Here is a 26,584-nt window from a genome sequence, read left to right as displayed (position 1 = left end):
CGTTCGAGAGCCCAGTAAACAAGATTCCGCCGTTGTGCCGATGGAGTTATCCACAAATGTGAGCCGCAGCGAGAAGCTTTTACCGCCCTTGGCCTTCAACCACGCCTAGCTGGCTCATGGATTGCTCCCTGGGGTAAGCGGCTCGAGGTTCTCGGTGCGGTTTTTCGTTCCCACTATTTGTCGTCAATTCGCGAACATCACAAGTGCGTGAGCGCAGATCGGGAATTGTGGGAAATTCAGCTCCCACAGATGCAGCACTCCTAGAGGCAGCGCCCTAAGGCTCCCGCGCTGTTCAGGCCATGTTGGGAAGTTTGTGATCGACGCGCAGGGTCGCCGTACCCTTGGCAGAAGGCGGCAAAGTCGGGCGCCGCGGCAAAAGGCGCACTCAGAGGTGGATACCATAACGGTGGCCGCCGTGAAGCTTGATGGTTGCCTGTCCTGAACCACCGAAACCCGTTCGAGCAGCACAGTCTGTTCGCAGCCACCCTCGGAGTTGACTTCACGTGCCCCTGCCAGTCGTATTAATCGCCGAAGAACTCGCCCCCTCAGCGCTCGAAGCGTTAGGAGACGGGTTCGATGTTCGTCATATCGATGGCGCCGACCGATCGGTGCTCCTTCCAGCACTGGCCGATGCCGACGCCATCCTGATCCGGTCAGCCACCAAGATGGACGCTGAGGCCCTCGCGGCCGCGCCCAAACTCAAGGTGGTGGCGCGTGCGGGCATCGGACTCGACAACGTTGACGTCCCAGCGGCCACGGCGCGGGGGTACTCGTCGTCAACGCTCCGCAATCGAACATCATTTCGGCGGCCGAGCAAGCGATCGCCCTGCTGTTCGCTGTAGCTCGGCGAACAGCCGATGCCAACGCATCATTGCAGCAGGGTCTGTGGAAGCGGGCAAAGTACACCGGCGTCGAGATTGCCGACAAGACTGTGGGTGTTGTGGGTCTCGGACGGATCGGGCAGCTTTTCGCCGCTCGAATTGCAGCATTCGATACGACGGTGATCGCCTACGACCCCTACCTTCAGCCCGCTCGCGCTGCTGCCATGGGCGTCACATTGGTCGACCTCCCGACGTTGCTCGCCCAGTCCGACATCATCTCCATTCACCTTCCGAAGACGCCCGAAACCGTGAACCTCATTGACGACGCCGCGCTGCGGACTGTCAAACCCACCGTAATAATCATCAACGCCGCTCGTGGTGGACTTATCAACGAGCAGGCGCTGGCCGATGCAGTGCGCGAAGGGCGAGTCGCGGGTGCTGGTGTCGACGTCTTCGTGACGGAGCCGGCCACCGCGGATAACCCCTTGCTCGGAATCGAAAACATCGTCGTGACGCCGCATCTGGGGGCATCGACAGAAGAGGCGCAGGACAAGGCGGGCACCGCGGTTGCGCGCAGTGTCAAACTCGCTCTCCGAGGAGACTTTGTTCCCGATGCGGTCAACGTTGCGGCATCGGGCCCGGTGTCGGACGAGGTTCGCCCGTGGATCTCCCTCGTCTCAAGGCTGGGAACGATCCTGACTGCCGTCGGTGGCGGCGTACCCACCGAGGTGGTGGTCCAGGTGCGCGGGGATCTGGCCAACCAAGACACCAGCATCTTGCAACTAGCGGCGGTGCGCGGGATATTCGGCGACCTGATCGAAGAAACCGTTACTTTCGTAAATGCGCCGAGCCTGGCCTCAGAGCACGGCCTGACGCTGACCGGCACACAGACTGCGGAAATTGGCGACTATCGGTCGTCGGTTTCGTTGCGCGCCGCGATGCCGGACGGAGCTGCCCGCAGCGTTTCCGGTACTTTGTCCGGCCCGCAACAGGTAGCCAAGCTCATCGAAATCAATGGGCGGCATTTCGACCTGCGAGCAGCGGGAAACCTCTTGGTCCTGGCCTACCCGGACCGGCCCGGTGTGATGGGGACTGTCGGAGCGCTTCTTGGGCGCGAAGAAATTAACATCCAGGCGGCACAAATCTCGCAGGAGATCTCCGGCCACGCATCCATCATGGTGCTGCGGGTGGATGCAGTGCCCGCAGCAGAATTGATGGAAGAAGTCAGCGCCGCCGTGGGAGCCAGCTCGATAAGGGCCATCCGTAGCGAAGGGTAAGCGAGCGGGGGCCCGAAATTCGTCGCTGGCGCTGTAACGTACCGGTAACGTACCGGTGAAACAACGTCGTTGGCGCGGAAGACGACCTCTTCGCGGCGGCGCCATGCTGGAAGCGGTGTCACGGCGAATATTCTGTGGCGTCATCGCCGTTGCCAGCAAAGCTCCCTGTTCTGCCCGGCCTGCGCGTGGGCGGCGGATGGACGTCAGACAAGCGCGTGGGCAAGAGACATTTATGCTGATGAGGAGAACGAAACGATGAAGCTGGCTGTCATCCCGGGCGACGGTATCGGACCCGAAGTTGTGGCTGAAGGCCTCAAGGTCTTGACCGGCGTGATTCCGCAGGTGGAGATTTCTACCTACGATCTCGGGGCCTCTCGCTGGCACCGTACCGGCGAGCTTCTTCCAGACTCTGTGCTCCGCGAGCTACGCGGTCATGACGCCATTCTTTTGGGAGCGGTCGGGGATCCGACGGTTCCGGCGGGAATTTTGGAGCGCGGGCTGCTGCTACGCATTCGTTTTGAACTTGACCACCACGTCAACCTTCGGCCGGCTCGCCTGTATCCGGGTGTCACCGGGCCGTTGGCGGGCGATCAGTCCATCGATCTTGTAGTCGTCCGCGAAGGTACCGAGGGTCCTTATGCTGGCGCAGGCGGATTGCTCCGCAAGGACAGCCCGCACGAAATAGCCACCGAGGTCTCCGTGAATACCTATTTCGGTGTGGAGCGGGTCGTTCGCAATGCCTTTGAACGGGCAAACCGCCGAGCCCGCAAGCATTTGACGTTGGTGCACAAGACAAATGTGTTGGCATATTCGGGCCAACTCTGGTCGCGGGTAGTAGAAGAAGTGTCGATGGAATACCCCGATGTAGCGGTTGCCTACTGCCACATCGACGCAGCGATGATCTATCTGGTGACCGATCCCGGTCGCTTTGACGTCATCGTTACCGACAACCTTTTCGGCGACATCATCACCGATCTCGCAGCCGCAGTTTCTGGCGGAATCGGACTTGCTGCCTCTGGCAACCTGGACGTTTCTCGCACCAACCCCTCGATGTTCGAACCCGTCCATGGGAGTGCGCCCGATATCGCCGGCACCGGCACTGCCGATCCCACCGCCACGGTGCTGTCCATCGCCTTGTTGCTCGATCACCTCGGAATGCCCGATTCGGCGCGACGCGTGGAAGCAGCTATCGCCTTCGACCTCGCGACTCGTCAGCCGGGCTCGGTGGGACGCACCCAAGCGGTGGGCGACCGGTTGGCTGCTCTGGCTTCCAGCTAACGTGGCGCGTTCGTAGCTGCCTGAATTTGATGACGATGAAGTGCTGAAAGAGAAGAACTCATGCGGCTAGGCCGAATTGCACATCCAGCGGGTTTGGCCTTCGTGGCGGTCGAAGGTGACCTCGATTCGCCTGACGACTTGATCGCCAGGGAGATAAAGGATCACCCGTTCGGCAATCCCGAATTCACGGGGCGGAGCTGGCTGCTCGCCGATGTGCGCGTTCTGGCGCCGATCCTGTCGTCGAAGGTCATTGGAGTGGGTCGCAATTACGCCGACCATGCCGCCGAGTTGGGTAACTCCCTTCCCGACGAACCGATCATTTTCCTCAAGCCACCGAGTTCGGTCATCGGCCCGAACGCAACGATCCTCCTGCCCCCGTCATCTGCGCGGGTGGATTTTGAGGGTGAGCTTGCTGTCGTGATCGGGCGGCCGGCCCGCGACATCAAAGCGGAAAATGCGGCTTCCGTGATCCTTGGGTACACCATCGCTAACGACGTCACGGCGCGCGATCTGCAAAAGCTCGATGTGCAATTCACCCGTGGCAAGGGTTTCGATTCATTCTGTCCGCTGGGACCGTGGATCGACACCGACGTGGATCCATCCGATTTGCGCATCACGACCGAACTCGACGGCGACGTCGTGCAGGACGGACATACCAGCGATATGGTGCACTCCGTCGGTGCGATCATTGAGTTCGTTTCCGAGATTATGACGTTGATGCCCGGCGATGTGATTTTGACCGGAACCCCTGCTGGTGTCGGGCCTATGGAAGCGGGTCAGACGGTCACGGTGCGGATCGAAGGCCTCGGAGCCTTGAGCAATCCGGTGGCATACCGCCAGTAATTATCTCCGCGCGTCGGCATCTAAGCTGGGTAAGCTATGAAAAATTCAGCTGACATCCCCGCGCGCCCCGTAGTCGCTCGCTTCTGCCCCTCGCCCACCGGAACCCCGCACGTCGGAATGGCGCGCACCGCGCTATTTAACTGGGCTTTTGCCCGGCATCACGGTGGCACTCTGGTGTTCCGGATTGAGGACACAGACCACGAGCGCAACACCGAAGCTTCGTACAATTCACTCATCGACTCGATGCAGTGGCTGGGCCTGGATTGGGACGAGGGTCCACTCGTGGGTGGCCCCCACGGGCCGTACAAGCAAAGCGAACGCGGCGAGATCTACTCGGATGTCGTAGCAAGATTGCATGCGGCGGGACATTTGTACGAGTCGTATTCCACCTCCGAGGAGGTGACTGCGCGGCACGTGGCGGCCGGGCGTGACCCCAAGTTGGGGTACGACAACTACGACCGTGACCCTAGCCAAGCCTTTGTTGCCGCAGCGAAGGCGGAGGGTCGTCCAGCGGTGATGCGCCTCAGAATGCCGGCCAGCGACAACACCTTCACGGATTTGGTCCGCGGTTCGATCACCTTTCCGGCTGGCTCCGTACCCGACCCAGTGATGGTGCGAGGTAACTCAGACCCGTTGTATACCTTGGTCAACCCGGTTGATGACGCATTGATGGGTATCACCCACGTCCTGCGCGGTGAGGACCTGCTGCCGTCCACCCCGCGGCAAATCGCGCTCTACAAGGCGATGGCTGATATCGGCGTGGGCAACGGCATTCCGGAGTTTGGGCACATGCCATTCGTGACAGGCGCCGGGAACCGCAAGCTGAGTAAGCGCGACCCAGAATCCAGCCTATTTCACCATCGCGATGCGGGCTTTATTCGCGAGGGAATGGTGAACTACCTTGCGCTGCTGGGGTTCTCGATCGGCGAGCATACGGACGTGTTCTCGCCACAGGAGTTGGTGGCCGCCTTCGACATCCACCGCGTGTCGTCAAACCCGGCGCGATTCGATGTCAAGAAGGCGGAGGCCATCAACGGCTCGCATATCCGCCTCCTGCAGCCAGCAGATTTCGCGGCACGTCTGGTGCCATACCTGCAGGCTGCTGGGCTATTGCCGGCGGAACCCGAAGAGCTTTCAGCAGCAGAACGTGCTCTGGTGGCGGCCGCCGCACCCTTGGTTCAAGAGCGGTCGAATCTGATGGTCGACGCAGTGACCATGCTTGCTTTCCTCTTCGTCAAAGAATCCGACTTTGCGATCGACGCGGCGGCAGGGGCCAAAACCTTGACGGCGCAAGCGGTTCCGGTGCTTGAGCGCAGTCTTGAGGTCCTCACAGCCATGCCAGAATTCACATCCGCACAGATCGAATCGGAGCTTAAGCGGGCGCTGATCGAAGAACTCGGGCTGAAGCCCAGGGTCGCATTCGCAGCGCTGCGTGTTGCCGCCACCGGCAACACCGTTTCGCCTCCGCTGTACGAGTCGCTGGAACTGCTCGGCCGCGAGATCAGCGTGAAGCGCCTATCAGCCGCGCTGGAAATCGCCAGGACTGCAACGGAATCGTCGGCGTGAATTCCCCCTGCTCGCAAAGAGTCCGGTGGTGAGCGCGCACGAGGTAAGCGCACACGCGTCGATGCAGCGCGACGACGACGACGAACCGTTGCGAGCCATCCTGTTTGACGTCGACGATACCTTGGTGGACTTTGGCGCCTCCGCAGTGGCGGGCGTGGCCGATCTGCTCGGAACTATGGTGGTCGACACGCAATTGCAGGTGGGCCTACCTCATGCGTGGCACGAACTCACAGAATTTCACTATCCGCGTTTTCTCTCCGGTGAGCTGAATTTCCTTGACATGCAGCTCGCGCGGCTGGCAGCTCTGCTGGGCTGGGCAGGGCTGCCAGTACCGCATCGAGAGGCATTGATTGCTCTGGAACATCGTCGCCAGCAGGTGATGACCCTGCACTACCAACTCTTTCCTGATGTGTTGCCAGCACTGGAGTTAGCCCGCGCTGCGGGCTACGCGATCGGCGTGGTGTCCAACAGCGACGGCAACCACCAACGGGCCAAGCTGTTTTCGGTCGGTCTCGCGGACGCCTTCAGCGCTGCCATCATCTCGGGTGATCTAGGGATCTCCAAACCTGACCCCCGAATCTTCCTTGCCGCGTGCGAGGCGTTGGGGTTCGCGCCGTCCCAAGTTGCCTACGTGGGTGACAAGTTAGATATCGACGCTCTGGGCGCCCAGTCAGCAGGATTGACCGGTATTTGGCTGGATCGGCGCGGGTCAGCAAACACCGCTGGCCCGCTGGAGGGGGTCACTGTGATCACCACACTCGCCGAGTTGGCTAATCTGTACCCCTGACCTGCTGATTCGTGCATGCCAACGTCTGACTGTAATATCGATAATCGTGCCCGTAGGGCGCACGGGCTACGAATCAATGGGTCCTTTGGGGTATGGTGTAATTGGCAACACAAGGGATTCTGATTCCCTCATTCTAGGTTCGAGTCCTAGTACCCCAGCGGTGAGATAAGCGGTGGCTGTTGATGTTTCGACCGTGTAGTCTCACCCACAGCGCAGCTGTAAAGCTTGGCGGATGCGAAGCCTTTCAGATGCACAGCTTTCCAGATTTATAGTGTGACCGATCAAAGCTTGGCCCCGTCGTCTAGCGGCCTAGGACGCTGCCCTCTCACGGCGGTAACGAGGGTTCGAATCCCTTCGGGGCTACACCTAACAAAGTCCCCAACGTCATTGACGTTGGGGACTTTGTTGTATCGGCCAGGTATCCGCCTGTGCTGTTTCGGCCAGCTCTACAGGACCAAAACGTCAGCCCTGGTGGCGCAGCTGGCGGGCTGGGTGCACCGTAGGGCCAACCAAGCGCGGAGACGGTGTCCCTCACAGCCTGGCGGTGAGCGCCTCGGAGGCTGCCAGTAAATCAGCGGCCCATGTCGATCCTGGTTTCTGCGCGATCCGTTCCGCGGGACCTGAAACACTCACCGCCGCGATCACCACCCCTATCGCATCGCGAACCGGCGCTGAGACGCTTGCGACACCTGGCTCACGCTCCGCGACAGACTGAGCCCAACCGCGCCGCCGCACTTCCGCAAGCATCTGCTCCGAAAAGCTTGACTTCGCCGCGGCGGCCCGAAGGGCACTCGGATCTGCCCAAGCCATTAAGACCTGTGCCCCGGATCCGGCGTTCATCGGGAGCAATGCGCCCAATGGCACGCTGTCGCGGAGGCCGGATGCGGGCTCCGCCACGGCTACGCAGACACGGGAAATCCCATCAGCGCGATACACCTGCACACTTTCGCCGGTGATGTCCCGTAGTCGAGGCAGGACGTGGGCGGCCGCAGCCACGAGCGGGTCCGGAGCGCCAGCGGCGAGTGCGGCGAGGAGAGGTCCCGGGCCCCATCGCCCCGAGGTGTCGCGGGACAGGAGACCGTGGAACTCCAGTCCGACGGCGAGCCGGTGCGTGGTGGCGCGCGGCAATCCGGTCTCGGCGCAGAGTTGGGCGAGAGCCGCCGGCGCACTGGCGCAGGCGCGAAGTACCTGCACGGCTTTGTCGAGAACGCCGATGCCACTACCATATTCCATAAAGCGATACTAGAATCCTACAGTGTGGGATGTCTAGCGGACACGAATTCTCCTGCTCGGTGTGGGGGAAGATCCAACGAAGTGGGCCACCGATCTTCGTCGGTGGATAGTTTGAGGGAGAGAACATGAGTCGCACACTCGCCGAGAAGGTCTGGGACGCACACGTAGTCCACCGCGCCCCCGGAGAGCCCGACCTGCTCTTTATCGATCTGCATCTTGTCCACGAAGTGACGAGTCCGCAAGCATTCGACGGGCTTCGCTTGGCGGGTCGGCCAGTGCGTCGTCCGGACCTCACGCTCGCTACGGAGGACCACAATGTCCCGACCCTCAACATCAACCTGCCTATTGCAGACGAAGTCTCGCGAACGCAAGTGGAGACGCTCAGACGCAACTGCGCCGAATTCGGCATCAAGCTGTATTCGATGGGAAATGCCGAGCAAGGCATCGTGCACGTTGTTGGCCCCCAATTGGGGCTCACGCAGCCTGGGATGACGGTGGTGTGCGGTGATTCCCATACCTCCACCCACGGCGCTTTCGGCGCTTTGGCATTCGGTATTGGGACGAGCGAGGTCGAGCATGTAATGGCAACGCAGACCCTGCCGCTCAACCCGTTTCGCACTATGGCAATCACGATCAATGGCACATTGCCTGCCGGTGTTACCGCGAAAGACATAATCCTGGCGGTGATCGCCAAGATCGGTACCGGCGGTGGCCAGGGGTACGTACTCGAATATCGCGGGGAGGCGATCGAGGCGCTGTCAATGGAAGGTCGGATGACCATCTGCAATATGAGCATCGAAGCGGGCGCACGTGCGGGCATGATCGCTCCCGACGACACCACTTTCGACTACCTCAAAGGCCGAGACCACGCACCTACAGGGGCGCAGTGGGACGCCGCGGTAGATTATTGGCGCTCGCTTGCCACCGACCCCGGCGCCATCTTCGACGCCGAGATTGTTCTCCAGGCAGCAGATCTGAGTCCCTACGTCACCTGGGGGACTAATCCGGGACAAGGGCTACCCTTAGCGGCCAGTGTGCCCGATCCTGCTGACATTGCCGACGATGGTGAGCGGATGACGGTGGAGAAGGCCTTGGAGTACATGGATTTGGCGCCGGGGACACCGCTGCGCCAGGTGCGGGTGGACAGCGTCTTTATTGGGTCCTGCACCAACGGTCGAATTGAGGATCTGCGGGTAGCGGCCGAAATTCTCCGCGACCGCAGTGTCGCGACTGGCATGCGGATGCTGGTGGTGCCAGGATCGATGCGGGTCAAACTGCAGGCCGAAATCGAGGGCCTGGACAAGATTTTTGTTGCGGCCGGGGCGGAGTGGCGCAGTGCCGGCTGCTCAATGTGTCTAGGCATGAACCCGGATCAGCTCGCGCCGGGGGAGCGTTGTGCATCAACATCCAACCGCAACTTTGAAGGCCGGCAGGGTAAGGGTGGTCGTACGCACCTGGTCTCCCCGGCGGTTGCTGCCGCCACAGCGATCGCGGGCACACTCGCCTCGCCTGCTGATTTGGCACCGGCGGCTGCGCCGAGCAGCATCTGATTGCCGTAGCGGCGGCGACCTCACCACCGGTGAAACGAACACTTTTGTCTCATAGCAAACTAAGGACTGATGATGGAAGCTTTTACCCAGCACACCGGGGTGGGAATCCCCTTGCGGCGCAGCAACGTTGATACCGACCAGATTATTCCGGCCGTGTACTTGAAAAGGGTGACGCGCACCGGATTTGAAGACGGTCTATTCGTGAGTTGGCGAGCCGACCCGCACTTCGTGCTGAACCATCCTGCCTATGCCGCAGGGTCCGTTTTGGTAGCAGGACCGGACTTTGGCACCGGATCCTCGAGGGAGCACGCGGTGTGGGCGCTCATGGATTACGGAATTGCGGTGGTGATCTCCTCCAAGTTTGCCGATATCTTCCGCGGCAATTCGGGAAAAGGTGGATTAGTAGCAGCCCAGATCTCCCAAGACGAAACGGAACTGCTGTGGAAGCTGCTCGAAAATGCACCTGGAACGGAGGTTTCGGTGGATCTTGAATCGCAGAGCATCACTGCGGAGTCGCTCACGTTTCACTTCCAGATTGATCCGTACATCAAGTGGCGGTTACTCAATGGTCTTGACGACATCGCTTTAACACTGCGCCACGCCGACGAAATTACCGAATTCGAGAAAGGCCGCCCGGAATTCTTTCCAGTCACTTTGTGAAGATTCGGTATGTCACAACACCGGATTCGTTACCGGATAGCCCGCCGCCGCAGGTGCGAAAACCTCTACAGGCCAACGGTTATGCGGTGAAACGAGGAGCGTCGTCAGGCACTCGGACTGCCCGGTTCTGACCGCGTAGACGCTGCCGCCCTTGGTCCGAGAGTCCCTTGCACGTAACACTTTCTGCGCCAGATGTTGGATTTTTCGACGAAAGACGCATAACGTGAGCCAGAGTCGGCCTTTTCCTCAAACCCTTGGCCGGAATGTCCTGGGAGGGACTCACAATGAACAAAACTGATCTCATCGACAAGCTCGCAGAGCGCCTGGATGGTGACAAGAAGATCGCACAGTCCGCCATCGAAGGCATGATCGATCTGATTCAGCGCCAGGTGCACAGCGGTGACACCGTTTCCATCTCTGGCTTCGGAGTGTTTGAGAAGCGTGCCCGGGCGGCACGTACAGCCCGCAACCCGCGTACTGGCCAGGCCGTCAAGGTCAAGAAAACCACGATCCCGGCGTTCCGCCCGGGCAAGTATTTCAAGGATGTTATCGCTGGCAGCGTCAAGCTCCCGAAGGCTACCGCAGCTCCCACGTCGGCCCGCGCCGCAGCTGCCGCCGCGAAGTCTCCTGTCGCTGCAAAGACCGCTGCTGTCAAGGCACCCGCCGCCCGCGCAGCCAGCAAGCCGGCGGCGAAGGCCCCGGTGAAGGCTGCTGTGAAGGCGCCTGTTCGGGCTGCCGCGAAGCCAGCTGCCGCGAAGCCAGCCGCTGCCAAGGCCGTCGCCAAGCCAGCCGCTGCCAAGGCTCCTGTTCGGGCCGCCGCGAAGCCAGCTGCTGCGAAGCCAGCTGCTGCCACCAAAGCCGCCGCCAAGCCGGCTGCTGCCAAGGCACCCGCTCGCGTTGCCGCGAAGCCGGCCGCCAAGGCTCCTGCGGCCCGGAAGCCAGCGGCGAAGAAGTAATTCTTCCGCGAATAGAGTTGCCCTATACGGCCCCGTCACTTCTTCCTAGAAGCGACGGGGCCCTATGCGGTCTTCAGATCTTGTTGTCCTCGGATGCTTCCGTAGTCGGACTCAACCGGGTCAGACTTCCGGTGCCGGATACGAGTCGGCTTGCAGCAGGCTCGATCCATCGAATGTCAGGACCCAGAACGAGCTTTTAGGGGTGTTTACCGGTCCCACCGACAGGTCCGCGCGTCCGGCGAGTGATTTAACAACGCCGGGTATGACGCCTCCTTGTGAGCACACCGCGACGGTGACCCCAGCTTTAGCTAGTTCCGTGATTCGTCGCCGTGCCGCAGACGGGTTGCGCCGGTAGGCAGCCTCAGTAAAGACTTTCTCCTGGCTGATCGGGAGGCCGAGCGCAGCTGCCAAGGGCGACAACGTTGCCACGCATCGCTCAACCGAAGCGCTGTGGAGTTGCACCGGGGCAAAGGGAATCAGTTGCGCTCGAAGAGCTTGTGCCTGCCTAGTTCCTTTAGCATCGAGCGGCCGGGAGTCGTCATCGCCCTCCCAAGATTCGCGAACCCCGGCGCGAGCATGACGGACGAACAGCACCGTCGAAACTGACAGCGAAGCGGCGGCAAAAGTCTCGAGAAGCGAGCGGTCGGTGCCGTGTGTAACGCGGGCTTGGGCCTTGTCGACACTGAGCCACTCAAGTTTGTCCACCTCTTTGTTCGGAGTGAATTCACCGACACCGGCGCGGGCAGCGAAGTACACCACCCGCTTCTGCCCGGAGGGCACCGCGTATCGGACAGTAGTCAGTTGACGTCCGAGTTCCGATTCAAAACCCGTTTCCTCCAGTACCTCTCGGTAGGCCGTCATAGGCGGGGTCTCGCCCAACTCGGCCTTACCTTTCGGTAGCGACCAGTCCTTGTAACGGGGGCGGTGCACGAGAGCTACCCGCGCACCGTGTTTCGTCGAAGGCCGCCACAGCACAGCACCGGCGGCGTACTCCGTGGGCGTGTTACTCGACACCTGCGGTACCCCGCAACAGCGCATTTTGCATATCCCGCCCGCCGTCGGCGGGGGAGGGTGTCCATCCGTCCGGACCCAAGTTCCAGCAACGCGTGTCGGGGCGAGCGATGAGATCCAGCAGTTTGCTCATACGTTCCACAGCAGGAGGGCTCTTCACCTGCACGAGTGCCTCAACTCGACGGTCGAGGTTGCGGTGCATCATGTCCGCGCTACCAATCCAGTACTCGTCGTTACCCATGTTGCCGTAATGGAAGATGCGCGAGTGCTCCAAGAAACGGCCCACCACCGATCGCACCACGATGTTCTCACTCAAACCAGGCACTCCGGCGCGGAGTGCACAGATCCCGCGCACGGTCATGTCGACTTTGACGCCAGCCTGGGACGCCCGGTACAGCGCGTCGATCACTTGCTCGTCGACCACCGAGTTCATCTTTAGCCGGACCAACCCGGTGCCGCCAGCGCGCACGTGCTCGATCTCGCGATGGATGCGACTGACCACCCCATCGCGCAACGAATGCGGGGCCACCAACAGGTTGCGGTATTCGGTCTGCCGTGAGTACCCGGTCAGAACGTTGAACAAATCCGTCAGGTCGGCGCCAATATCCGGGTCGGCTGTCAGCAGGCCAAGATCCTCATAGATCCGAGCGGTCTTGGGATTGTAGTTTCCAGTCGCGATGTGGCAATACCGCCGAATGACGGAGCCTTCCTGGCGCACCACCAACGCTGTCTTGCAGTGCGTCTTGAGGCCGACCAGACCGTAAACCACGTGCACGCCAGCCTTTTCCAGAGCCTTCGCCCAGGAGATATTGGCCTGCTCATCGAAACGCGCTTTAACTTCCACCAAGGCCACTACCTGCTTACCTGCCGCAGCGGCTTCAATCAACGCCGAGACGATGGGGGAATCACCCGAGGTGCGGTAGAGGGTTTGTTTAATTGCAAGTACGTGGGGGTCTGCTGCTGCCTGCTCGATGAATCGCTGCACGGTGGTGGCGAACGATTCGTAGGGGTGATGGAGCAACACATCCCCGTCACGAAGCGTGGCGAAAACGCTCTTGGGGGTTTCGCCGTCGACAAATGCAGGGTTCGTTGCCGGGACGAACGGCGCGTCCTTGAGGGTCGGCCGGTCCAGTCCGTAAAGCTGCCACATGCACGAGAGGTCAAGTAGTCCTGGCACTTCCACTGCGTCGGCGGGGTCGACGTCCAGCTCGGTGATCAAGAGATCCAAGATGCGTTCGCTAGTGGTGTCGGCGATCTCGAGCCGTACGGGTGGCCCGAATCGGCGACGTGCGAGCTCTCGTTCCATCGCCTGCAAGAGGTCTTCGTCGCGGTCTTCTTCGACTTCGAGATCGGCGTTGCGAGTAACTCGGAATGTTTGGTACTCCACGACCTGCATGCCAGGGAATAGCGCGCCCAGGTGGGCGGCGATCAAGTCCTCCAACGGAAGATATTCGAATTCACCGCGACGTACCCGAACGAGGCGATCGACGTTGTTCGGCACCTTGAGCCGAGCGAAGCGTTCCGCCCCAGATTCTGGGTCCCGCACCATGATTGCCATGTTCAAACTCAGGCTCGAGATGTAGGGGAAGGGGTGTGCGGGGTCTACGGCGAGCGGTGTCAGGACCGGGAATATTTGGTCGGTGAAGTAGTCCTGCAACCGGCCCTTGTCGGTTTCCGCTATTTGCCCCCAGTGCAAGATTTTGATCCCAGCCTCGGCGAGCGCGGGCAGCACGTCGTCGGTAAAGCAGTTTCCGTGCCGTTCTGCCAGTTCCTGCGTCCGCTCCGAGATCAGCGCCAGCTGGTCGACCGGGCTTAGACCGTCCGCGCTGCTGACGGAGAGCCCCATCTGATGACGACGCTTCAGGCCAGCCACGCGGACCATGTAGAACTCATCCAGGTTCGAGGCGAAAATAGCCAAGAACTTGGCCCGTTCCAGCAGCGGCTGGTCCTTGTCTTCAGCCAAAGCCAACACGCGCGCGTTGAAGTCGAGCCAGCTCAATTCGCGATTGGAGAACCTGTTCTCCGGAAGCTCGGAGTCGAACTCAAGCACCACGTCTGGCTCGTCGGAAGCCGATTCAACGCGACGGAAATGCTCGGGCTGCACCACTTGGAGGGGCGCGGCGACACCGTCTACATGCACCGGCCCGGTTCCCGGCGCGATGACGGGGACCTCGGCTACGTGACCGACTGGTTCGCTGGGTGCAGTCGGCATCTGCCGCCTGGGGCCGGGGGTCGGGGCGCTGCGCGGCGTGTTGGGATCCTGCTTGCTAGTAGTCACCCCCTCATTGTTGCCCTACGAAGGCCAATACCTGAACCCCGTCTGTTAACACAGAGTGTCGCGGGTGGTTACTGCCCTTGTTTCCTACCCGCACATCGGGTGTCCGTTCTCGGTCTCGCGCTCTAGCCCAGCGTGCGCGCGCTCTGCCTCTAGGGTGAGGTGCACGGTGGGTCCCAGGTCGAAGGCCGACGACATCCGATAACCCGAATGTGACGAAGGAGTAATAGTGGTCCGAGGTGCGTATTACGAGGGGATGAACGCCTGGATTCGGGTGTGCAAAGCCATTTTCTACTGTGTCACGGCGATACTGGGCCGACGCATTTTTCTCGGCGGTGAGCAACTTCAGCGGCCGGGGGGAATTTTGTTGGTGGGTAATCACATTTCACATCTGGATCCCGTCTACAACGCCGTCTTTGTCCGCAAATCCGGCCGCTGGCCGCACTTCATGGCGAAGTCTTCGCTGTGGAAGGTTCCGGTGGTGGGCAAAGCGCTCACCGGCACCCAGCAGATTCCGGTCGAGCGCAATGTTGGTGCGGGACAAGAGGTTCTGGCTGCAGCAATCGCGTCGATGGAGCAGGGCAAGGTGGTGGTGATTTATCCGGAGGGCACTATCACCCGTGATCCCGAGTTCTGGCCAATGAAGCCGAAGGCGGGGGTTGCGCTGTTGGCCCTGTCGGGCGACATCACGGTGCTTCCGATGGCCACGTGGGGTACGCAGCGCGTGTTTGTCCCGTACATCAAGAAGGGCAAGTTCAAACCTTTCCCGCGCAAGGACATCACTGTCAAAATTGGCGAACCGCTTGACCTTTCGGCGTATCAGGGCAAACCGATCGACAGCAGGGCCATCAGGGATGTCTCGTTTCTCATCATGGGAGCGGTGAAGGATTTGGTTGCCGAACTGCGAACCGAGCCAGCGCCCGCTGGGTTCTTTATGCCACCGCGCCCGCCGAAGCCCGCAGCCAAGGCCCCCGTGCGGCCGCTAGCGGACCCGGGTGTGTCGGATTCACATCAGTGAGCGCCAAGCCCATTAATCGGGTCGCGGTCCTTGGGTCAGGTTCGTGGGGGACCACCTTCGCCAAAGTGCTGGCTGATGCGGGCCGTGATGTTCGGCTGTGGGCGCGCCGCTCGGAAGTCGTTCGGGATATCAATACTGACCAGGTCAACCACGACTACCTGGAGGGTATTTCGCTGCCAGCGACCCTGACCGCCACGAGCGATGTCGAGGTCGCAGTCAACGGCGCCGACGCGGTGGTTTTTGCAGTACCCAGTCAAAGTCTGCGGGAGAATCTCGGAGTCTGGCGCGACCTACTGCCAACGCGCGTGCCCATCATCTCGTTGGCAAAAGGCGTGGAAATCGGCACCGGCCTGCGAATGAGTGAGGTCATTCGTACCGTCGGCCATATTGACCCAGTCCGCATCGTAGTGGTGAGTGGACCCAACCTGGCCCGGGAAATCGCGCAAGGCCAGGCCACCGCCACCGTCGTGGCGTGCATTGACCACGACCAAGCAATTGCTGTTCAGCAAGCCAGCGCGAACGACTATTTTCGGCCCTATACGATCACCGACGTAATCGGCGCGGAGATCGCTGGCGCTGGGAAAAACATCATTGCACTTGCCTGTGGAATGGCCGAGGGTCTGGGGCTTGCGAGCAACACCCAGGCGTCATTGATTACCCGTGGTCTGGATGAGATCACTCGGCTCGGCGTTGCTTTGGGCGCGCAAGCGGCAACGTTTGCCGGCCTAGCCGGAATCGGGGATCTGGTCGCCACCTGTTCGTCGCCGCTCTCGCGGAATCGAACTTTCGGTGTTCGGTTGGCGCAGGGGATGGGCTTGGAAGCTGCGCAGGCAGCGGGAAGCGGGCAAGTCGCCGAGGGGGTGGTGTCGTGTCGGAGCCTGCGGGCGCTAGGGGCCACTTACGGAATCTCGATGCCCATCACCGACGCGGTATTCGAGGTGTGTTACCACCAACTTCCCCCGGCCGAACTGGTCAGATCTTTGATGAAGCGCCGACATACGCCCGAGTGAGCGCGTCGCGCCCCCCGGCGACCGTAGGCTGATGTCCCATGAGCATGCGGCCGCCGGTGGGCGGGGAGAAGGTCCGAGTTGCCGTCGTTTTTGGCGGTCGCAGTGGTGAACACGGTATTTCGTGTGTTTCTGCATCGGGGGTGATGCGCCATTTGGACCGAACCATTTTTGACGTGATCCCTGTGGGAATAACGACTTCTGGTACCTGGGTGCACCTACCGCAGGACATCAACTTGGCGATTGTCGATGGCAAGCTGCCGCAGGTCCCCGCGGGGCCGCCCGTAGCGCTGTCCGTGGATCCCACGACCAATGATCTGATCCTGCTAGGTGATTCCGGCACCGGCTCACCCAAAAGCGTCGACGTCATCTTCCCGGTGCTGCACGGCCCCTTTGGCGAGGACGGCACTATCCAGGGTCTGATCGAATTGGCGGGATTGCCCTACGTGGGCGCCGGAGTGTTGGCGAGCGCTGCGGGCATGGATAAAGAGTTCACCAAGAAGCTGCTGGCCGCCGAAGGTCTTCCCGTGGGTAACTGGGTGGTGTTGCGACCCGAGCGGCAAACCCTGACCCAATCGGAGCGCGACTTGATCGGACTTCCAGCGTTTGTGAAACCTGCGCGTGCGGGCTCCAGCTTGGGTGTCAGCAGGGTTGATTGCTGGGAGGATCTGGAAGCTGCGATCGCGCATGCCAGACAGACAGATCCGAAGGTGCTGGTCGAAAAGGCGGTACTAGGGCGCGAGATCGAGTGCGGCGTCTTGGAATTTCCGGACGGCTCCGTCCGGGCGTCGCCTACTGCGGAGATTCACTTGGGGACGGATTTTAGCTTTTACGACTTCACTGCGAAGTATCTCGATGACGCGGCCACCTTCGACATCCCCGCTTCACTGACGCCTGAGACCACTGCGCGCCTGAGCGATCTCGCCGCGCGTGCGTTCGCAGCGCTGGATTGCCAGGGGCTGGCACGGGTGGACTTCTTTGTGACGCTAGATGGTGAGGTGGTGATAAACGAGATCAACACCATGCCTGGCTTCACGCCGATTTCGATGTTTCCGCGGATGTGGCTCGCCGGCGGTTTGACGTACTCAGAACTGCTGACAAACCTTGTCCAGACGGCACTCTCGCGCGGAACGGGCTTGCGCTAACTACGGTGTGACGGTGGGATTGAGGACACCTTTGTTGCACACGGCGCGCTCGGGCAGCACTTTGGCCAAGACGTTGGAAAACGCTTGCACGGGTCCAACCCCCTGAGAGTTATCGACCGTCAGCGCCACCCGTACCGCCCTGTCAACTGCGATGAAGGTGGTGGACCGGGAGTCCGGATCGGTGAGAGCGAACCACGCCACCGCATTGAGAACTTCCAGGGAAGAGGAGCAGGTCAGTTCGAGAGGATCGGCCAAACCGCACCGCATGACGACGGGCGGTTCGCCCCATGCGGCGACTCCGGGCTCGTTGACGGCCATCTCACGCCTGGTAAGCGTTGCGATCTCTGCTGGCAAAGCAGCATCCAGAGCGGCGCATTCGGGAGTGCTCGACGCGGGCTGATCCACGACACCTGCCGCCACTTTGGCGTTGGGGTCGGCGGCGGGGAGCGAGCCGAAGTGGTTGGCGAGCACCGCAATTGCGGTGATGGCCACCAGCAGCGCCGTTAAGCCCGCAAAGATCTGCCACCGCAATCGGCGGGCCGCTCGCCCAGCGCTTTCAGCACCAGAGCTTTCAGCGCCAGCGCTTTCAGCACCAGCGCTTTCAGCGCCAGAGCTGCCGGTGCCAGAAATCTTTGAGACCGGGTCGTGCTCAGACACGGGCAGCTCAGAGGTGTACGACGGGGCACGTCAACGTGCGGGTGATTCCGGGGACGCCTTGGACCTTGGCAACAACCAACTTGCCGAGCTCGTCCACCGTTTCGGCTTCGGCACGCACGATCACGTCATAGGGGCCGGTGACGTCTTCAGCGCTCGTGACGCCATGGATCGCGGCGATGGCCGAGGCAACTGATGCGGCTTGCCCCACTTCGGTCTGGATGAGAATGAAAGCCTGGACCACGGTGACCCCTTTGATTCGATCAGCACTGGACGAGAAAGGGGGCGGGTGCTGCAACGCCCCGTCTGGCAGCCTATCGGTTCCGGCACGCCGCGGTCCTGCCGCATCACGCGGACTCCATGCGGCACCATGGAAGGACGAGCTCGAACGCCATCAGGAGCGCGGGCGTTTTCACACCCGAGCCCGGGTTAGGGCCGGAAACGAGATCGCCGAACATCAACTTGGAGGTTCCCATTTCTACCCCGCCAGCTACTGTGTCAGGCCGATCCAGCGATCGAAGGACGTTGGCCGAGGTGGGCGAATTTGATCTCATCGACACGGTGACAGCGCACGGTCAACAGCCGGCGTCCACGATTCTCGGGCCGGGCGATGACGCGGCCATTATTAGTGCACCCGATGGTCGAGTGGTGGTCAGTGTCGATATGTTCGTCAACGGTGTGCACTTTCGCACCGACTGGGCGAGCGGCGAACAGATTGGTCGAAGGGCAGCGCTGGCATCCTTGGCCGATTTAGCGGCGATGGGTGCGGCGCCCACCGCAATGGTGATAGCAATCTCGGCGCCAGCGGACACCCCAGCAGAGTTGATTGAAGGCATTGGGCGCGGTTTGCATGAGGTAGCGGCCCAAGTCGGCGCCGGGATCGTGGGGGGTGATATGACGCGATCCGATGTGCTCAGCATTGCCGTCACCGTCATGGGAGACCTGCAGGGAGCGGACCCGGTCCTGCGCTCCGGGGCAAAGCCGGGCGAGACCTTGGCGGTGGCCGGGCGTCTCGGCTGGGCAGCGGCCGGACTCGCCGTGTTGTCCCGAGGCTTTCGCTCTCCCATGGTGATGGTCAGCGCCTACCGCGAACCGCAGCCGCCGCTGGTCGCTGGCATCACCGCGGCGTCCTTCGGCGCTACCTCCATGATCGACATCTCCGACGGACTACTAGCCGACGTGGGGCATATCGCTGCCGCATCCCACGTAGCGATCAATATCCGGACAGCCGCGCTGGATCTGCACCCGCGTCTCGTCGAAGTTGCGTCCGCATTGGGCAAGGACGCAATGACCTGGTTGTTGACCGGCGGCGACGACCACGCTCTCGTGGCAACGTTCCCCGCGGGGAGCGCGATGCCGCCGGGCTTCACCGCGATCGGCACCGTCACGCAGGGCAGTGGCGTCACTGTTGATGGCGCACCGTTTGACGGCCCAGCAGGGTGGGATCACTACCGGTGACGCTGCCCAGCACGCTCGACTCGGGATGGGCGAGCGCGCTGCAACCGGTGGCATCTGAGCTTGCACTGATGGGGGAGTTCCTTCGGGCCGAAGTGGCGTCGGGGCGCACCTATCTGCCAGCGCCCTCGAAGGTGCTGCGTGCATTCGAGCAACCGTTCGCAGAGGTCAAGGTGCTCATCGTGGGCCAGGACCCCTACCCAACTCCGGGCCACCCAGTAGGTTTGTCGTTTTCCGTCGAGCCGGATGTCCGGCCTGTACCGCGGTCGTTGAAGAATATTTACACCGAACTCGTTGCAGACGTGGGTGTTTCAGCGCCGTTGAGCGGTGATCTGACGCCGTGGTCGCGGGCCGGGGTGCTGCTATTGAATCGGGTGCTGACGGTGCGGCCGGGGGAGCCCGCATCGCACCGGGGACGTGGGTGGGAGGCGATTACCGCAGCGGCCATCGCGGCGTTGGTGCAGCGCCAGGCGCCGATGGTGGCGATCCTGTGGGGAAAGGATGCGCAGACCCTCATTCCGATGCTCGGGTCGGTGCCCTATATCGCCTCCGCACATCCCTCGCCGCTGTCTGCCCCGCGCGGATTTTTTGGCAGTAAACCCTTTTCGCGCGCAAACGCGGCGCTGGCAAGCATGGGTGCCGATCCGGTGGACTGGCGACTCTAAGGGGGGCGAGGTGGGCGGCGGAGTGCAACCACCACCCGGCTTAGGAGGCATCTGTCACCGCGTTCACCGCGGCAAGAATCATCGGGAGTGCCAGGAGCGCTCCGGCGCCGGCGCTTGAATCCGTACCGAGATCGACAACTGCTTTCAGGCCGAGCATCTCGGCGAGCCTGCGGCCCGCACGACTGCGCGAAGGGGTCGCCGCCATCATCCATTCTTGCGCGCCCGGGGCGAGCCGATGGGCCAACACCGCCGCGACAAAACCGGCCAGACCGTCAACGATCACAGGCGTCCGGCGGATCGCGGCCTGCGTAATGAATCCTGTCAGTGCAGCAAGTTCGGCGCCGCCAACCATGCGGAGCAGACCGCGCACGTTTAGGACACCGGCGTCGCTTTGTTGGCTGCGGCGCAGTGCATCCCGGATCTCCCCGACCTGCTCGACCCATAAGGAAATGTCCAGATCTTCGCTCAACCCGATAGCTTCGACGGGTTCCATGCCGGTGAGTGCGCACACGAGCACGTTCAGTGCGACCGAGGGTTCAGCGCCGCTAAGAACGGGCATCAGAAGGTCTGCGCCAGAGTCTATTTCGGAATCCGCCGCGTGTTTGCCGCGGTGTAGAGCCTCGTTACAGGACTGCTCCGTGAGCGCGTCAGCGACACCGATGCCGCCCTTAACCATGGGAACGGGTGATCCAACCACCCGGACTCCGACTCCGGTGTTCACCGTTACAGCGCAGATGAGGCTTGCCGGCAGTGTCGTTTCGGTGCCCTCACTAGAAAAAGCCACCACCCGCGGCCGCGCCAGCGGCGCCATTTCGGGTTGGCCTTGACAAGCGGCCAGCCAATCGAGCACCGGACCCAGGTGGCCGATCGTGTCTGCGTCATATCCGCGGGCAATTCGCGACTCGCGGGCACCGGCCACGTGCGCCGGATCCACTGCAAGTACTTCGCCGAACTCGACGTGCGACTCTTCCGACATTGGGCTCCTTCAGTTCTGTTGAACGCTACCGGCGACTACCGCGCCGTGAACAACAGGCATGATCACAGGGAAACGGGAAAAGGAGACCAGCCGTGGGTTATCAGTGGAACTATGTCGACGAAGCCGGTGTGGTGATTGAGGACGAGCTTGAAACCCCCACCATCTTCGAGACGCAGACCGAGGCCGAAGACTGGCTCTCCGAGCACTTTCCCGATTTGCTTGCCCAAGGCATCGATGCCGTGGTCCTGCATAACGAACATGGGATTCTTTACGGCCCGATGCCGTTGACGCCTTAGGCGCTCGGCGCGGAACAGCGCGGAACAGCGCGGCAAAGCAAGGGGCGGCGGGCGCAGGAGTGCGCGCGGCGCAGGGGGAAGCGGCTCGAAGTCCGGCCAACTAAAGTGTGAAGCGTGACCGACAACGCTCTACCCGATGCCACCCCAGCAACTTCCCACTTCGCGCCGGCGGCGAGCCCGGCTGACCTGCCCACCCAGTACGATCCGGCTGCGGTAGAGATCCCGACGTATCAGCGCTGGCTCGATGCCGGGTATTTCACCGCCGACCCCGCGCGGGTGCTCTCCGGAGAACGTAAGCCCTTCTCGATCGTGCTGCCACCGCCGAACGTCACAGGCAACCTGCATGTTGGCCACGCCCTTGATCACACCATGATGGACATTCTGGCGCGCTGGCACCGGATGAGCGGCGATGAAGTGCTGTGGCTTCCTGGGATGGACCATGCCGGTATCGCGACCCAGAACGTGGTCGAAAAGCAACTGGCAGCAGAAGGCACAACCCGGCACGACCTGGGCCGCGCCGCTTTCGTGCAGAAGGTGTGGGATTGGAAGGCCGAATCGGGAGGGGCGATCCTCGGTCAGATGAAGCGTCTGGGCGATTCGGTGGACTGGAGTCGGGAGCGGTTCACCCTCGACGAGGGTCTGAGCGATTCAGTGCAGACCATTTTTAAGATGCTCTTCGATGATGGACTGATCTATCGCGCCAACCGCATCACCAACTGGTGTCCCGGCTGCCGCACCGCGCTCTCGGATATCGAAGTGGAACATTCGGAGGACTCTGGCGAGCTGGTGTCGATTCGCTACGACTCCACACCTGGCGACGGCGAACCCTTCTCGCTGGTGGTGGCGACCACGCGGGTGGAGACCATGTTGGGCGACAGCGGTATCGCGGTGCATCCGGATGACGAACGGTATGCCCACCTCATCGGCCGCACTCTCACGCTGCCCATCGTGGGCCGCGACATCCCCATCGTGGGCGATGACTACGTGGATCCGGCCTTCGGTACCGGCGCCGTGAAGGTAACCCCGGCCCACGACCCCAACGACTTCGAGATCGGGCGCCGTCACGGGCTCGCTGAGATCACAGTGCTCGACGAGGCCGCGGCAATCTTGGGGACCGGTACCGCTTTTGACGGTATGGATCGCTTCTCCGCACGCAGCGCCATCAAGGAAGAGCTCCGCACGCAGGGCCGCATCGTGGCCGAGAAGGTGCCCTACATCCACTCCGTTGGACATTGCTCACGCTCCGATGACGTCATCGAGCCGAGGCTATCGCTGCAATGGTTCGTCAAAGTTGCCCCCTTGGCGAAAGCCGCCGCCGATGCTGTCCGCGACGGCGAAACATCGATCCACCCACCGGAGTTGGGCGCTCGGTACTTCGACTGGGTCGACAATATGCACGACTGGACCATTTCCCGCCAGCTGTGGTGGGGGCACCGGATTCCGATTTGGTACGGGCCGGACGGTGAAGTGGAGTGCTTCGGACCCGGCGATGCCAAGCCGGGCGAGGGGTGGGTGCAGGACACGGATGTCCTCGATACCTGGTTCTCTTCGGGATTGTGGCCTTTCTCCACCATGGGATGGCCGGAAAATACCGACACGCTCAAGGCTTTCTACCCGACGTCGGTTCTCGTCACCGGTTACGACATCCTGTTCTTTTGGGTGGCACGGATGATGATGTTCGGGATGTACGCGATGAAGGATGAAACAGGGAAGTCCGTCACCCCCTTCACAGTTGTTGCGCTGCATGGCATGGTGCGCGATGAGCGGGGCCGCAAGATGAGTAAGTCGCGCGGCAACGTGGTCAATCCAATGGATTGGATCGAGACGTACGGCGCCGACGCGGTGCGTTTCACGCTTGCGCGTAGTTCGAACCCCGGCGCTGACCAAGCGACAAGTGCGGAGTGGGTCGCGGGTTCGCGCAACTTCTGTTCGAAGCTGTTTAACGCCACAAGGTTTGCCTTGATGAGCGGGGCTGTTGTCCCCGATATGCCGCTGGAACGTAGCGAGCTTAGCGACGTGGACCAGTGGATTTTGCTGCGCTTGGACTCAACGGTTGCGGCGACAACGTCACTGTTGGCGGACTTCCAGTTCGGCAAGGCGGCCGAGGGCCTGTACCACTTCGTCTGGGACGAGTTCTGCGATTGGTACCTGGAATTTGCCAAGGTGGCGACCTACTCGGGCGACGAGAAGGCCGTTCGAAGTACGCAGCAGGTTCTTGGCCACACTTTGGACACGGTGCTGCGATTACTGCACCCGTTTATCCCCTTCGTCACTGAGACGCTGTGGACGAGTTTGACGGGCGGGGAATCTCTTGTGATCGCTGCCTGGCCGCAAGGGGCGATCACAGAACCGGGCGAAAGCCAGGGCGCCGAAGCGCTTCTCGACAAGGTAGAGAAGGCTCAACAGCTGATCACCGAAGTGCGCCGCTTCCGCAGCGATCAAGGTATCAAGCCGTCGGCGAAGGTGCCCGCTGCGCTCACCGGACTCGATTCGGCGGACTTACTCAGCTTGGAGCCGGTGCTCCGGTCAGTTGCGCGACTCACCGCACCGGACGAGGATTTCATGCCCTCGATCAGTGTGCAGGTGGTGGTCGGCGTCACCGGTCAGCTCGTCACGGTGGACATCGACACCTCCGGAACCGTCGATCTCGTTGCTGAAAAGGCTCGGTTGGAAAAGGATCTCGCCGCAGCACACAAAGAAATTGCGGACACCGACAAGAAGCTGTCGAATACCGCCTTCACCGATAAGGCACCGGAAGCAGTGGTTGCCAAGATTCGAGGTCGGGCCGATCGAGCCGCGGCCGACATTGCTCGGATCAGTACTCGGCTAGCAGAGATGGCCGGTGGCACAGTATGAGTCGCGACGAGCGGGAATACGAGCCGGAAAGCTTTGATGACGGCGAGCCGGATAACAGCGCCGAGGATTTCTTCAATCTGCACGGCGAAGTCGAGGAGCAGGTGCGGGCCGCGCTGGGTGAGCGTGGTCCGGTTCCAACACGCGAAGAGATCGTGGAACCCGACCCCACCGGTGAGATCGCCTCAGCTACAGCCGATCTGGATGATCAAGAGGACCTGCTTGCGCACTCGGATCAGAACCTTGACCTTGATGCAGTCGAAGACATCCTGAACCTGCGGTGGCCCGAGACCAAGATCGAACCGAGCCTGCACCGGATTTCGCGACTGCTCCAGGTGCTTGGGTCACCTGAAACCAGCTACCCCGTGATTCAGGTGGCAGGTACCAATGGCAAGACCTCGACGGCAAGGATGATCGATGCCTTGATCAGTCGGATCGGATTGCGCACCGGCCGTTTCACGTCGCCGCACCTGCAGTCGGTGACTGAACGCATCAGTCTCGATGCGCTACCGATCAGCGAGGACGACTACGTCAGAACCTTTGCCGATATTTCCCCGTTTATCGACCTCGTGGACGCGGAGAGCCTGCGCGAGGGTGGGGTGGCGCTGTCGAAGTTTGAGATCCTCACCGCTATGGCTTACGCGGCTTTTGCCGATGCGCCGGTAGAGGTTGCTGTCGTGGAAGTCGGCCTTGGTGGCACCTGGGATTCGACAAATGTCGTTGACGCGCACGTTGCCGTCATTGCGCCTGTCGGCATGGACCACATGCACTACCTTGGCGACACCATCACGGCAATCGCTGGCGAGAAGGCGGGCATCATCAAGGTGGGCGCCACCGTGATCATCGCCGAGCAAGAGTCTGCGGCCATGGACGTCATTATTGCCAGGGCCGTTGCTATGGATGCGACCGTCGCACGGTACGGCAGTGAGTTCTCAGTACTGCACCGGGATGTCGCGGTCGGCGGCCAGCGCCTCACCCTTCAGGGCCTGGGCGGTACGTACGAGGATATTTTCCTGCCGCTACACGGCACGTATCAGGCGCACAACGCCGCGGTAGCACTCGCCGCGGTCGAAGCATTCTTCGGCGCGGGCCCGGGAAAGGCGCTGGACCTAGGCGCTATCCAAGACGGGTTTGCCGCAGTTGCCTCGCCGGGCAGGCTCGAACGCATCGGCAGTCAACCGACCATTCTGATAGACGCCGCCCATAATCCGCACGGCGCAAAAGCTCTCGCCGTTGCGCTGACGGAAGAGTTCTCGTTCAGCCGACTGGTTGGCGTCATTGCCATCATGGGCGACAAGGATGCACGTGGCATCCTGACCGCGCTAGTCGATTCCTTTGACGCGGTCGTCGTGACGACCAACTCCTCTCCCAGAACGATGAACCTTGACGACTTGGCAGCATTGGCCGTCGAGATCTTCGGTGAGGAACGGGTGCACACGGCGCGACATATGCGGGCAGCTCTCGCGCTCGCAACCGAACTGGCGGGAACAGACCAGGCAGATTCAGCGAACGCCGATTCAGCTGATAGCGAGGCCGCTAACGCGGACTCGGGGAGCGGCATTGTCGTCACAGGCTCAGTGGTATCCGCTGGCGATGCCAGGGCTCTGGCAGGAAGGCAGATCCAGTGACTCAATCTCGCGGTAACCAATCTCAAGGCGATCGATCACCAGATAACGGACGGAAACAAAAACCGGGAAGCCCCGCACGCACCGAACCCGTCAATCTCGATCCCATGGTACTGAATGTCCCGGCGACGTTGATGCCTCCAAGCAGTCGAAAAGCTGATCCGGAGCGTGGTTTTCGCGGAGTGATGTCCGGGGCGCTCATTCTGCAGGCAATCACCGTTTTATTGGGTCTGCCTGTTGCGTCCACTGACCACCCGCTGGCTTTCTGGGAGATCGCGGCCTTACTGTTACTGGCCGCCGCGATGGTGGGGGCGTGCGCCTTCGTGAGCAAGCCGTGGATGCTGAAGGTGATTGTCGCTTTGCAGGTGGTGCACATCGCGTGTTGGTTCATCTACCCCGCGCTCGGCATTATGGGCATCATCTTTGGGGTGGCGTGGTGGACTTTGATTTATTTCCGCAACGAGTACCGGCAGCGGTTGGCCGACGGCGTGCTGCCATCCCAGATCCGCGACGCAGCAGAAGCGGCGGCCGCAGCCGACCAGCATGGCGAGGATGGCGAAGGTGCCGGCAGTGCCTCGTTAGCTGAGAAGAATTGAACAGGCCACATCCTGTCTTCCGGGGTTGGATTGGCCC

Annotated in this window: 23 protein-coding genes, 2 tRNA genes and 1 pseudogene; 19 read left to right on the top strand and 7 right to left on the bottom strand. The window is 61.6% G+C overall.

Features of this window, described 5'->3' with window-relative positions:
* Positions 1 to 509: 509 nt before the first annotated feature.
* The 7 genes and pseudogenes from serA (at position 510) to EH165_RS10325 (ending at position 6,935) form a co-directional block, all read left to right on the top strand.
* Positions 510 to 2,098 (top strand): annotated as a pseudogene (serA, locus tag EH165_RS10355) (phosphoglycerate dehydrogenase).
* Positions 2,099 to 2,353: 255 nt separating this feature from the next.
* Positions 2,354 to 3,376, top strand: a complete 1,023-nt coding sequence (locus EH165_RS10350; RefSeq protein WP_124799385.1) for a 3-isopropylmalate dehydrogenase — start codon at positions 2,354 to 2,356, stop codon at positions 3,374 to 3,376.
* Between the two features lie 60 nt (positions 3,377 to 3,436).
* Positions 3,437 to 4,219 carry a fumarylacetoacetate hydrolase family protein gene (locus EH165_RS10345; RefSeq protein ID WP_124799384.1) on the top strand — a complete coding sequence of 261 codons (783 nt, stop codon included), beginning with the start codon at positions 3,437 to 3,439 and terminating at the stop codon, positions 4,217 to 4,219.
* A 36-nt stretch (positions 4,220 to 4,255) separates the two neighbouring features.
* The gene (gene gltX, locus EH165_RS10340) at positions 4,256 to 5,785 is read left to right on the top strand and encodes a glutamate--tRNA ligase (RefSeq protein ID WP_124799383.1); all 1,530 of its coding nucleotides are present in this window, start codon (positions 4,256 to 4,258) and stop codon (positions 5,783 to 5,785) included.
* A 28-nt stretch (positions 5,786 to 5,813) separates the two neighbouring features.
* Entirely contained in the window at positions 5,814 to 6,572 is a 759-nt protein-coding gene (locus EH165_RS10335) for an HAD family hydrolase (RefSeq protein ID WP_124799382.1), read from the top strand.
* Between the two features lie 86 nt (positions 6,573 to 6,658).
* Positions 6,659 to 6,730, top strand: a tRNA-Gln gene (locus EH165_RS10330).
* 132 nt (positions 6,731 to 6,862) lie between these two features.
* Positions 6,863 to 6,935: transfer RNA gene (locus EH165_RS10325), tRNA-Glu, on the top strand.
* A gap of 168 nt (positions 6,936 to 7,103) precedes the next feature.
* Here the strand turns inward: EH165_RS10325 and EH165_RS10320 are convergent.
* Positions 7,104 to 7,805 carry an IclR family transcriptional regulator gene (locus tag EH165_RS10320; protein WP_124799381.1) on the bottom strand — a complete coding sequence of 234 codons (702 nt, stop codon included), beginning with the start codon at positions 7,803 to 7,805 and terminating at the stop codon, positions 7,104 to 7,106.
* A gap of 125 nt (positions 7,806 to 7,930) precedes the next feature.
* On the opposite strand from EH165_RS10320, the gene leuC reads away from it, so the two are divergent.
* The 3 genes from leuC (at position 7,931) to EH165_RS10305 (ending at position 10,971) form a co-directional block, all read left to right on the top strand.
* Complete coding sequence (leuC, locus tag EH165_RS10315; protein ID WP_124799380.1) at positions 7,931 to 9,355, top strand: 3-isopropylmalate dehydratase large subunit; 1,425 nt, start codon at positions 7,931 to 7,933, stop codon at positions 9,353 to 9,355.
* A 72-nt stretch (positions 9,356 to 9,427) separates the two neighbouring features.
* Positions 9,428 to 10,015 (top strand): 3-isopropylmalate dehydratase small subunit, encoded by a 588-nt coding sequence (leuD, locus tag EH165_RS10310; RefSeq protein ID WP_124800454.1) that lies wholly within the window; start codon positions 9,428 to 9,430, stop codon positions 10,013 to 10,015.
* A 284-nt stretch (positions 10,016 to 10,299) separates the two neighbouring features.
* On the top strand, positions 10,300 to 10,971 hold the full coding sequence (locus tag EH165_RS10305; RefSeq protein ID WP_124799379.1) for an HU family DNA-binding protein: 672 nt from the start codon (positions 10,300 to 10,302) through the stop codon (positions 10,969 to 10,971).
* A gap of 120 nt (positions 10,972 to 11,091) precedes the next feature.
* Here the strand turns inward: EH165_RS10305 and EH165_RS10300 are convergent, their stop codons facing one another.
* Complete coding sequence (locus EH165_RS10300) at positions 11,092 to 11,985, bottom strand: NUDIX hydrolase (protein WP_164479192.1); 894 nt, start codon at positions 11,983 to 11,985, stop codon at positions 11,092 to 11,094.
* Complete coding sequence (locus EH165_RS10295) at positions 11,975 to 14,194, bottom strand: RNA degradosome polyphosphate kinase (protein WP_124800453.1); 2,220 nt, start codon at positions 14,192 to 14,194, stop codon at positions 11,975 to 11,977. Before EH165_RS10295 ends, EH165_RS10300 begins: the two co-directional genes overlap by 11 nt.
* 292 nt (positions 14,195 to 14,486) lie before the next feature.
* Between EH165_RS10295 and EH165_RS10290 the strand changes: the two genes are divergently transcribed.
* Genes EH165_RS10290 through EH165_RS10280 form a run of 3 tightly spaced genes read left to right on the top strand, consistent with a single transcriptional unit; the run spans position 14,487 to position 17,427 of the window.
* The gene (locus EH165_RS10290) at positions 14,487 to 15,275 is read left to right on the top strand and encodes a lysophospholipid acyltransferase family protein (protein WP_206425908.1); all 789 of its coding nucleotides are present in this window, start codon (positions 14,487 to 14,489) and stop codon (positions 15,273 to 15,275) included.
* A gap of 11 nt (positions 15,276 to 15,286) precedes the next feature.
* Positions 15,287 to 16,285: an NAD(P)H-dependent glycerol-3-phosphate dehydrogenase gene (locus EH165_RS10285; protein ID WP_124800451.1), complete on the top strand. Its 999-nt coding sequence runs from the start codon at positions 15,287 to 15,289 to the stop codon at positions 16,283 to 16,285.
* A 38-nt stretch (positions 16,286 to 16,323) separates the two neighbouring features.
* On the top strand, positions 16,324 to 17,427 hold the full coding sequence (locus EH165_RS10280; protein WP_277870495.1) for a D-alanine--D-alanine ligase family protein: 1,104 nt from the start codon (positions 16,324 to 16,326) through the stop codon (positions 17,425 to 17,427).
* Here EH165_RS10280 and EH165_RS10275 read toward each other — a convergent pair whose 3' ends face one another.
* The 3 genes from EH165_RS10275 to EH165_RS16550 all read right to left on the bottom strand — a co-directional run bounded on the left by EH165_RS10275 (position 17,428) and on the right by EH165_RS16550 (position 18,557).
* Entirely contained in the window at positions 17,428 to 18,084 is a 657-nt protein-coding gene (locus EH165_RS10275; RefSeq protein ID WP_124799377.1) for a DUF3515 domain-containing protein, read from the bottom strand.
* A 7-nt stretch (positions 18,085 to 18,091) separates the two neighbouring features.
* Complete coding sequence (locus EH165_RS10270; RefSeq protein WP_124799376.1) at positions 18,092 to 18,325, bottom strand: Lrp/AsnC ligand binding domain-containing protein; 234 nt, start codon at positions 18,323 to 18,325, stop codon at positions 18,092 to 18,094.
* A gap of 103 nt (positions 18,326 to 18,428) precedes the next feature.
* A complete protein-coding gene (locus EH165_RS16550) occupies positions 18,429 to 18,557 on the bottom strand; it encodes a hypothetical protein (RefSeq protein WP_277870494.1) in 129 nt (42 codons plus the stop codon).
* A gap of 58 nt (positions 18,558 to 18,615) precedes the next feature.
* On the opposite strand from EH165_RS16550, the gene EH165_RS10265 reads away from it, so the two are divergent.
* Together EH165_RS10265 and EH165_RS10260 are read left to right on the top strand one after the other, a co-directional pair.
* The gene (locus tag EH165_RS10265; protein WP_239020527.1) at positions 18,616 to 19,539 is read left to right on the top strand and encodes a thiamine-phosphate kinase; all 924 of its coding nucleotides are present in this window, start codon (positions 18,616 to 18,618) and stop codon (positions 19,537 to 19,539) included.
* Positions 19,536 to 20,201 carry a uracil-DNA glycosylase gene (locus tag EH165_RS10260; protein ID WP_239020526.1) on the top strand — a complete coding sequence of 222 codons (666 nt, stop codon included), beginning with the start codon at positions 19,536 to 19,538 and terminating at the stop codon, positions 20,199 to 20,201. The genes EH165_RS10265 and EH165_RS10260 overlap by 4 nt, the downstream gene beginning before the upstream one ends.
* 40 nt (positions 20,202 to 20,241) lie before the next feature.
* On the opposite strand, the gene EH165_RS10255 is transcribed toward EH165_RS10260, so the two are convergent.
* Positions 20,242 to 21,177: a nicotinate-nucleotide--dimethylbenzimidazole phosphoribosyltransferase gene (locus tag EH165_RS10255; protein WP_124799374.1), complete on the bottom strand. Its 936-nt coding sequence runs from the start codon at positions 21,175 to 21,177 to the stop codon at positions 20,242 to 20,244.
* Between the two features lie 92 nt (positions 21,178 to 21,269).
* On the opposite strand from EH165_RS10255, the gene EH165_RS10250 reads away from it, so the two are divergent.
* The 4 genes from EH165_RS10250 to EH165_RS10235 all read left to right on the top strand — a co-directional run bounded on the left by EH165_RS10250 (position 21,270) and on the right by EH165_RS10235 (position 26,547).
* Positions 21,270 to 21,473: a hypothetical protein gene (locus EH165_RS10250; protein WP_124799373.1), complete on the top strand. Its 204-nt coding sequence runs from the start codon at positions 21,270 to 21,272 to the stop codon at positions 21,471 to 21,473.
* Between the two features lie 114 nt (positions 21,474 to 21,587).
* Positions 21,588 to 24,329: a valine--tRNA ligase gene (locus EH165_RS10245; RefSeq protein ID WP_124799372.1), complete on the top strand. Its 2,742-nt coding sequence runs from the start codon at positions 21,588 to 21,590 to the stop codon at positions 24,327 to 24,329.
* A complete protein-coding gene (locus EH165_RS10240; protein WP_124799371.1) occupies positions 24,326 to 25,954 on the top strand; it encodes a bifunctional folylpolyglutamate synthase/dihydrofolate synthase in 1,629 nt (542 codons plus the stop codon). The genes EH165_RS10245 and EH165_RS10240 overlap by 4 nt, the downstream gene beginning before the upstream one ends.
* Before the next feature lie 131 nt (positions 25,955 to 26,085).
* The gene (locus EH165_RS10235; RefSeq protein ID WP_164479191.1) at positions 26,086 to 26,547 is read left to right on the top strand and encodes a DUF4233 domain-containing protein; all 462 of its coding nucleotides are present in this window, start codon (positions 26,086 to 26,088) and stop codon (positions 26,545 to 26,547) included.
* Positions 26,548 to 26,584: the final 37 nt, after the last annotated feature.

It is taken from the genome of Nakamurella antarctica (assembly GCF_003860405.1).
GTDB lineage: Bacteria > Actinomycetota > Actinomycetes > Mycobacteriales > Nakamurellaceae > Nakamurella > Nakamurella antarctica.
Note: the sequence above shows the minus strand (reverse complement) of the source record. Positions and strands in the feature narration are given on the sequence as shown.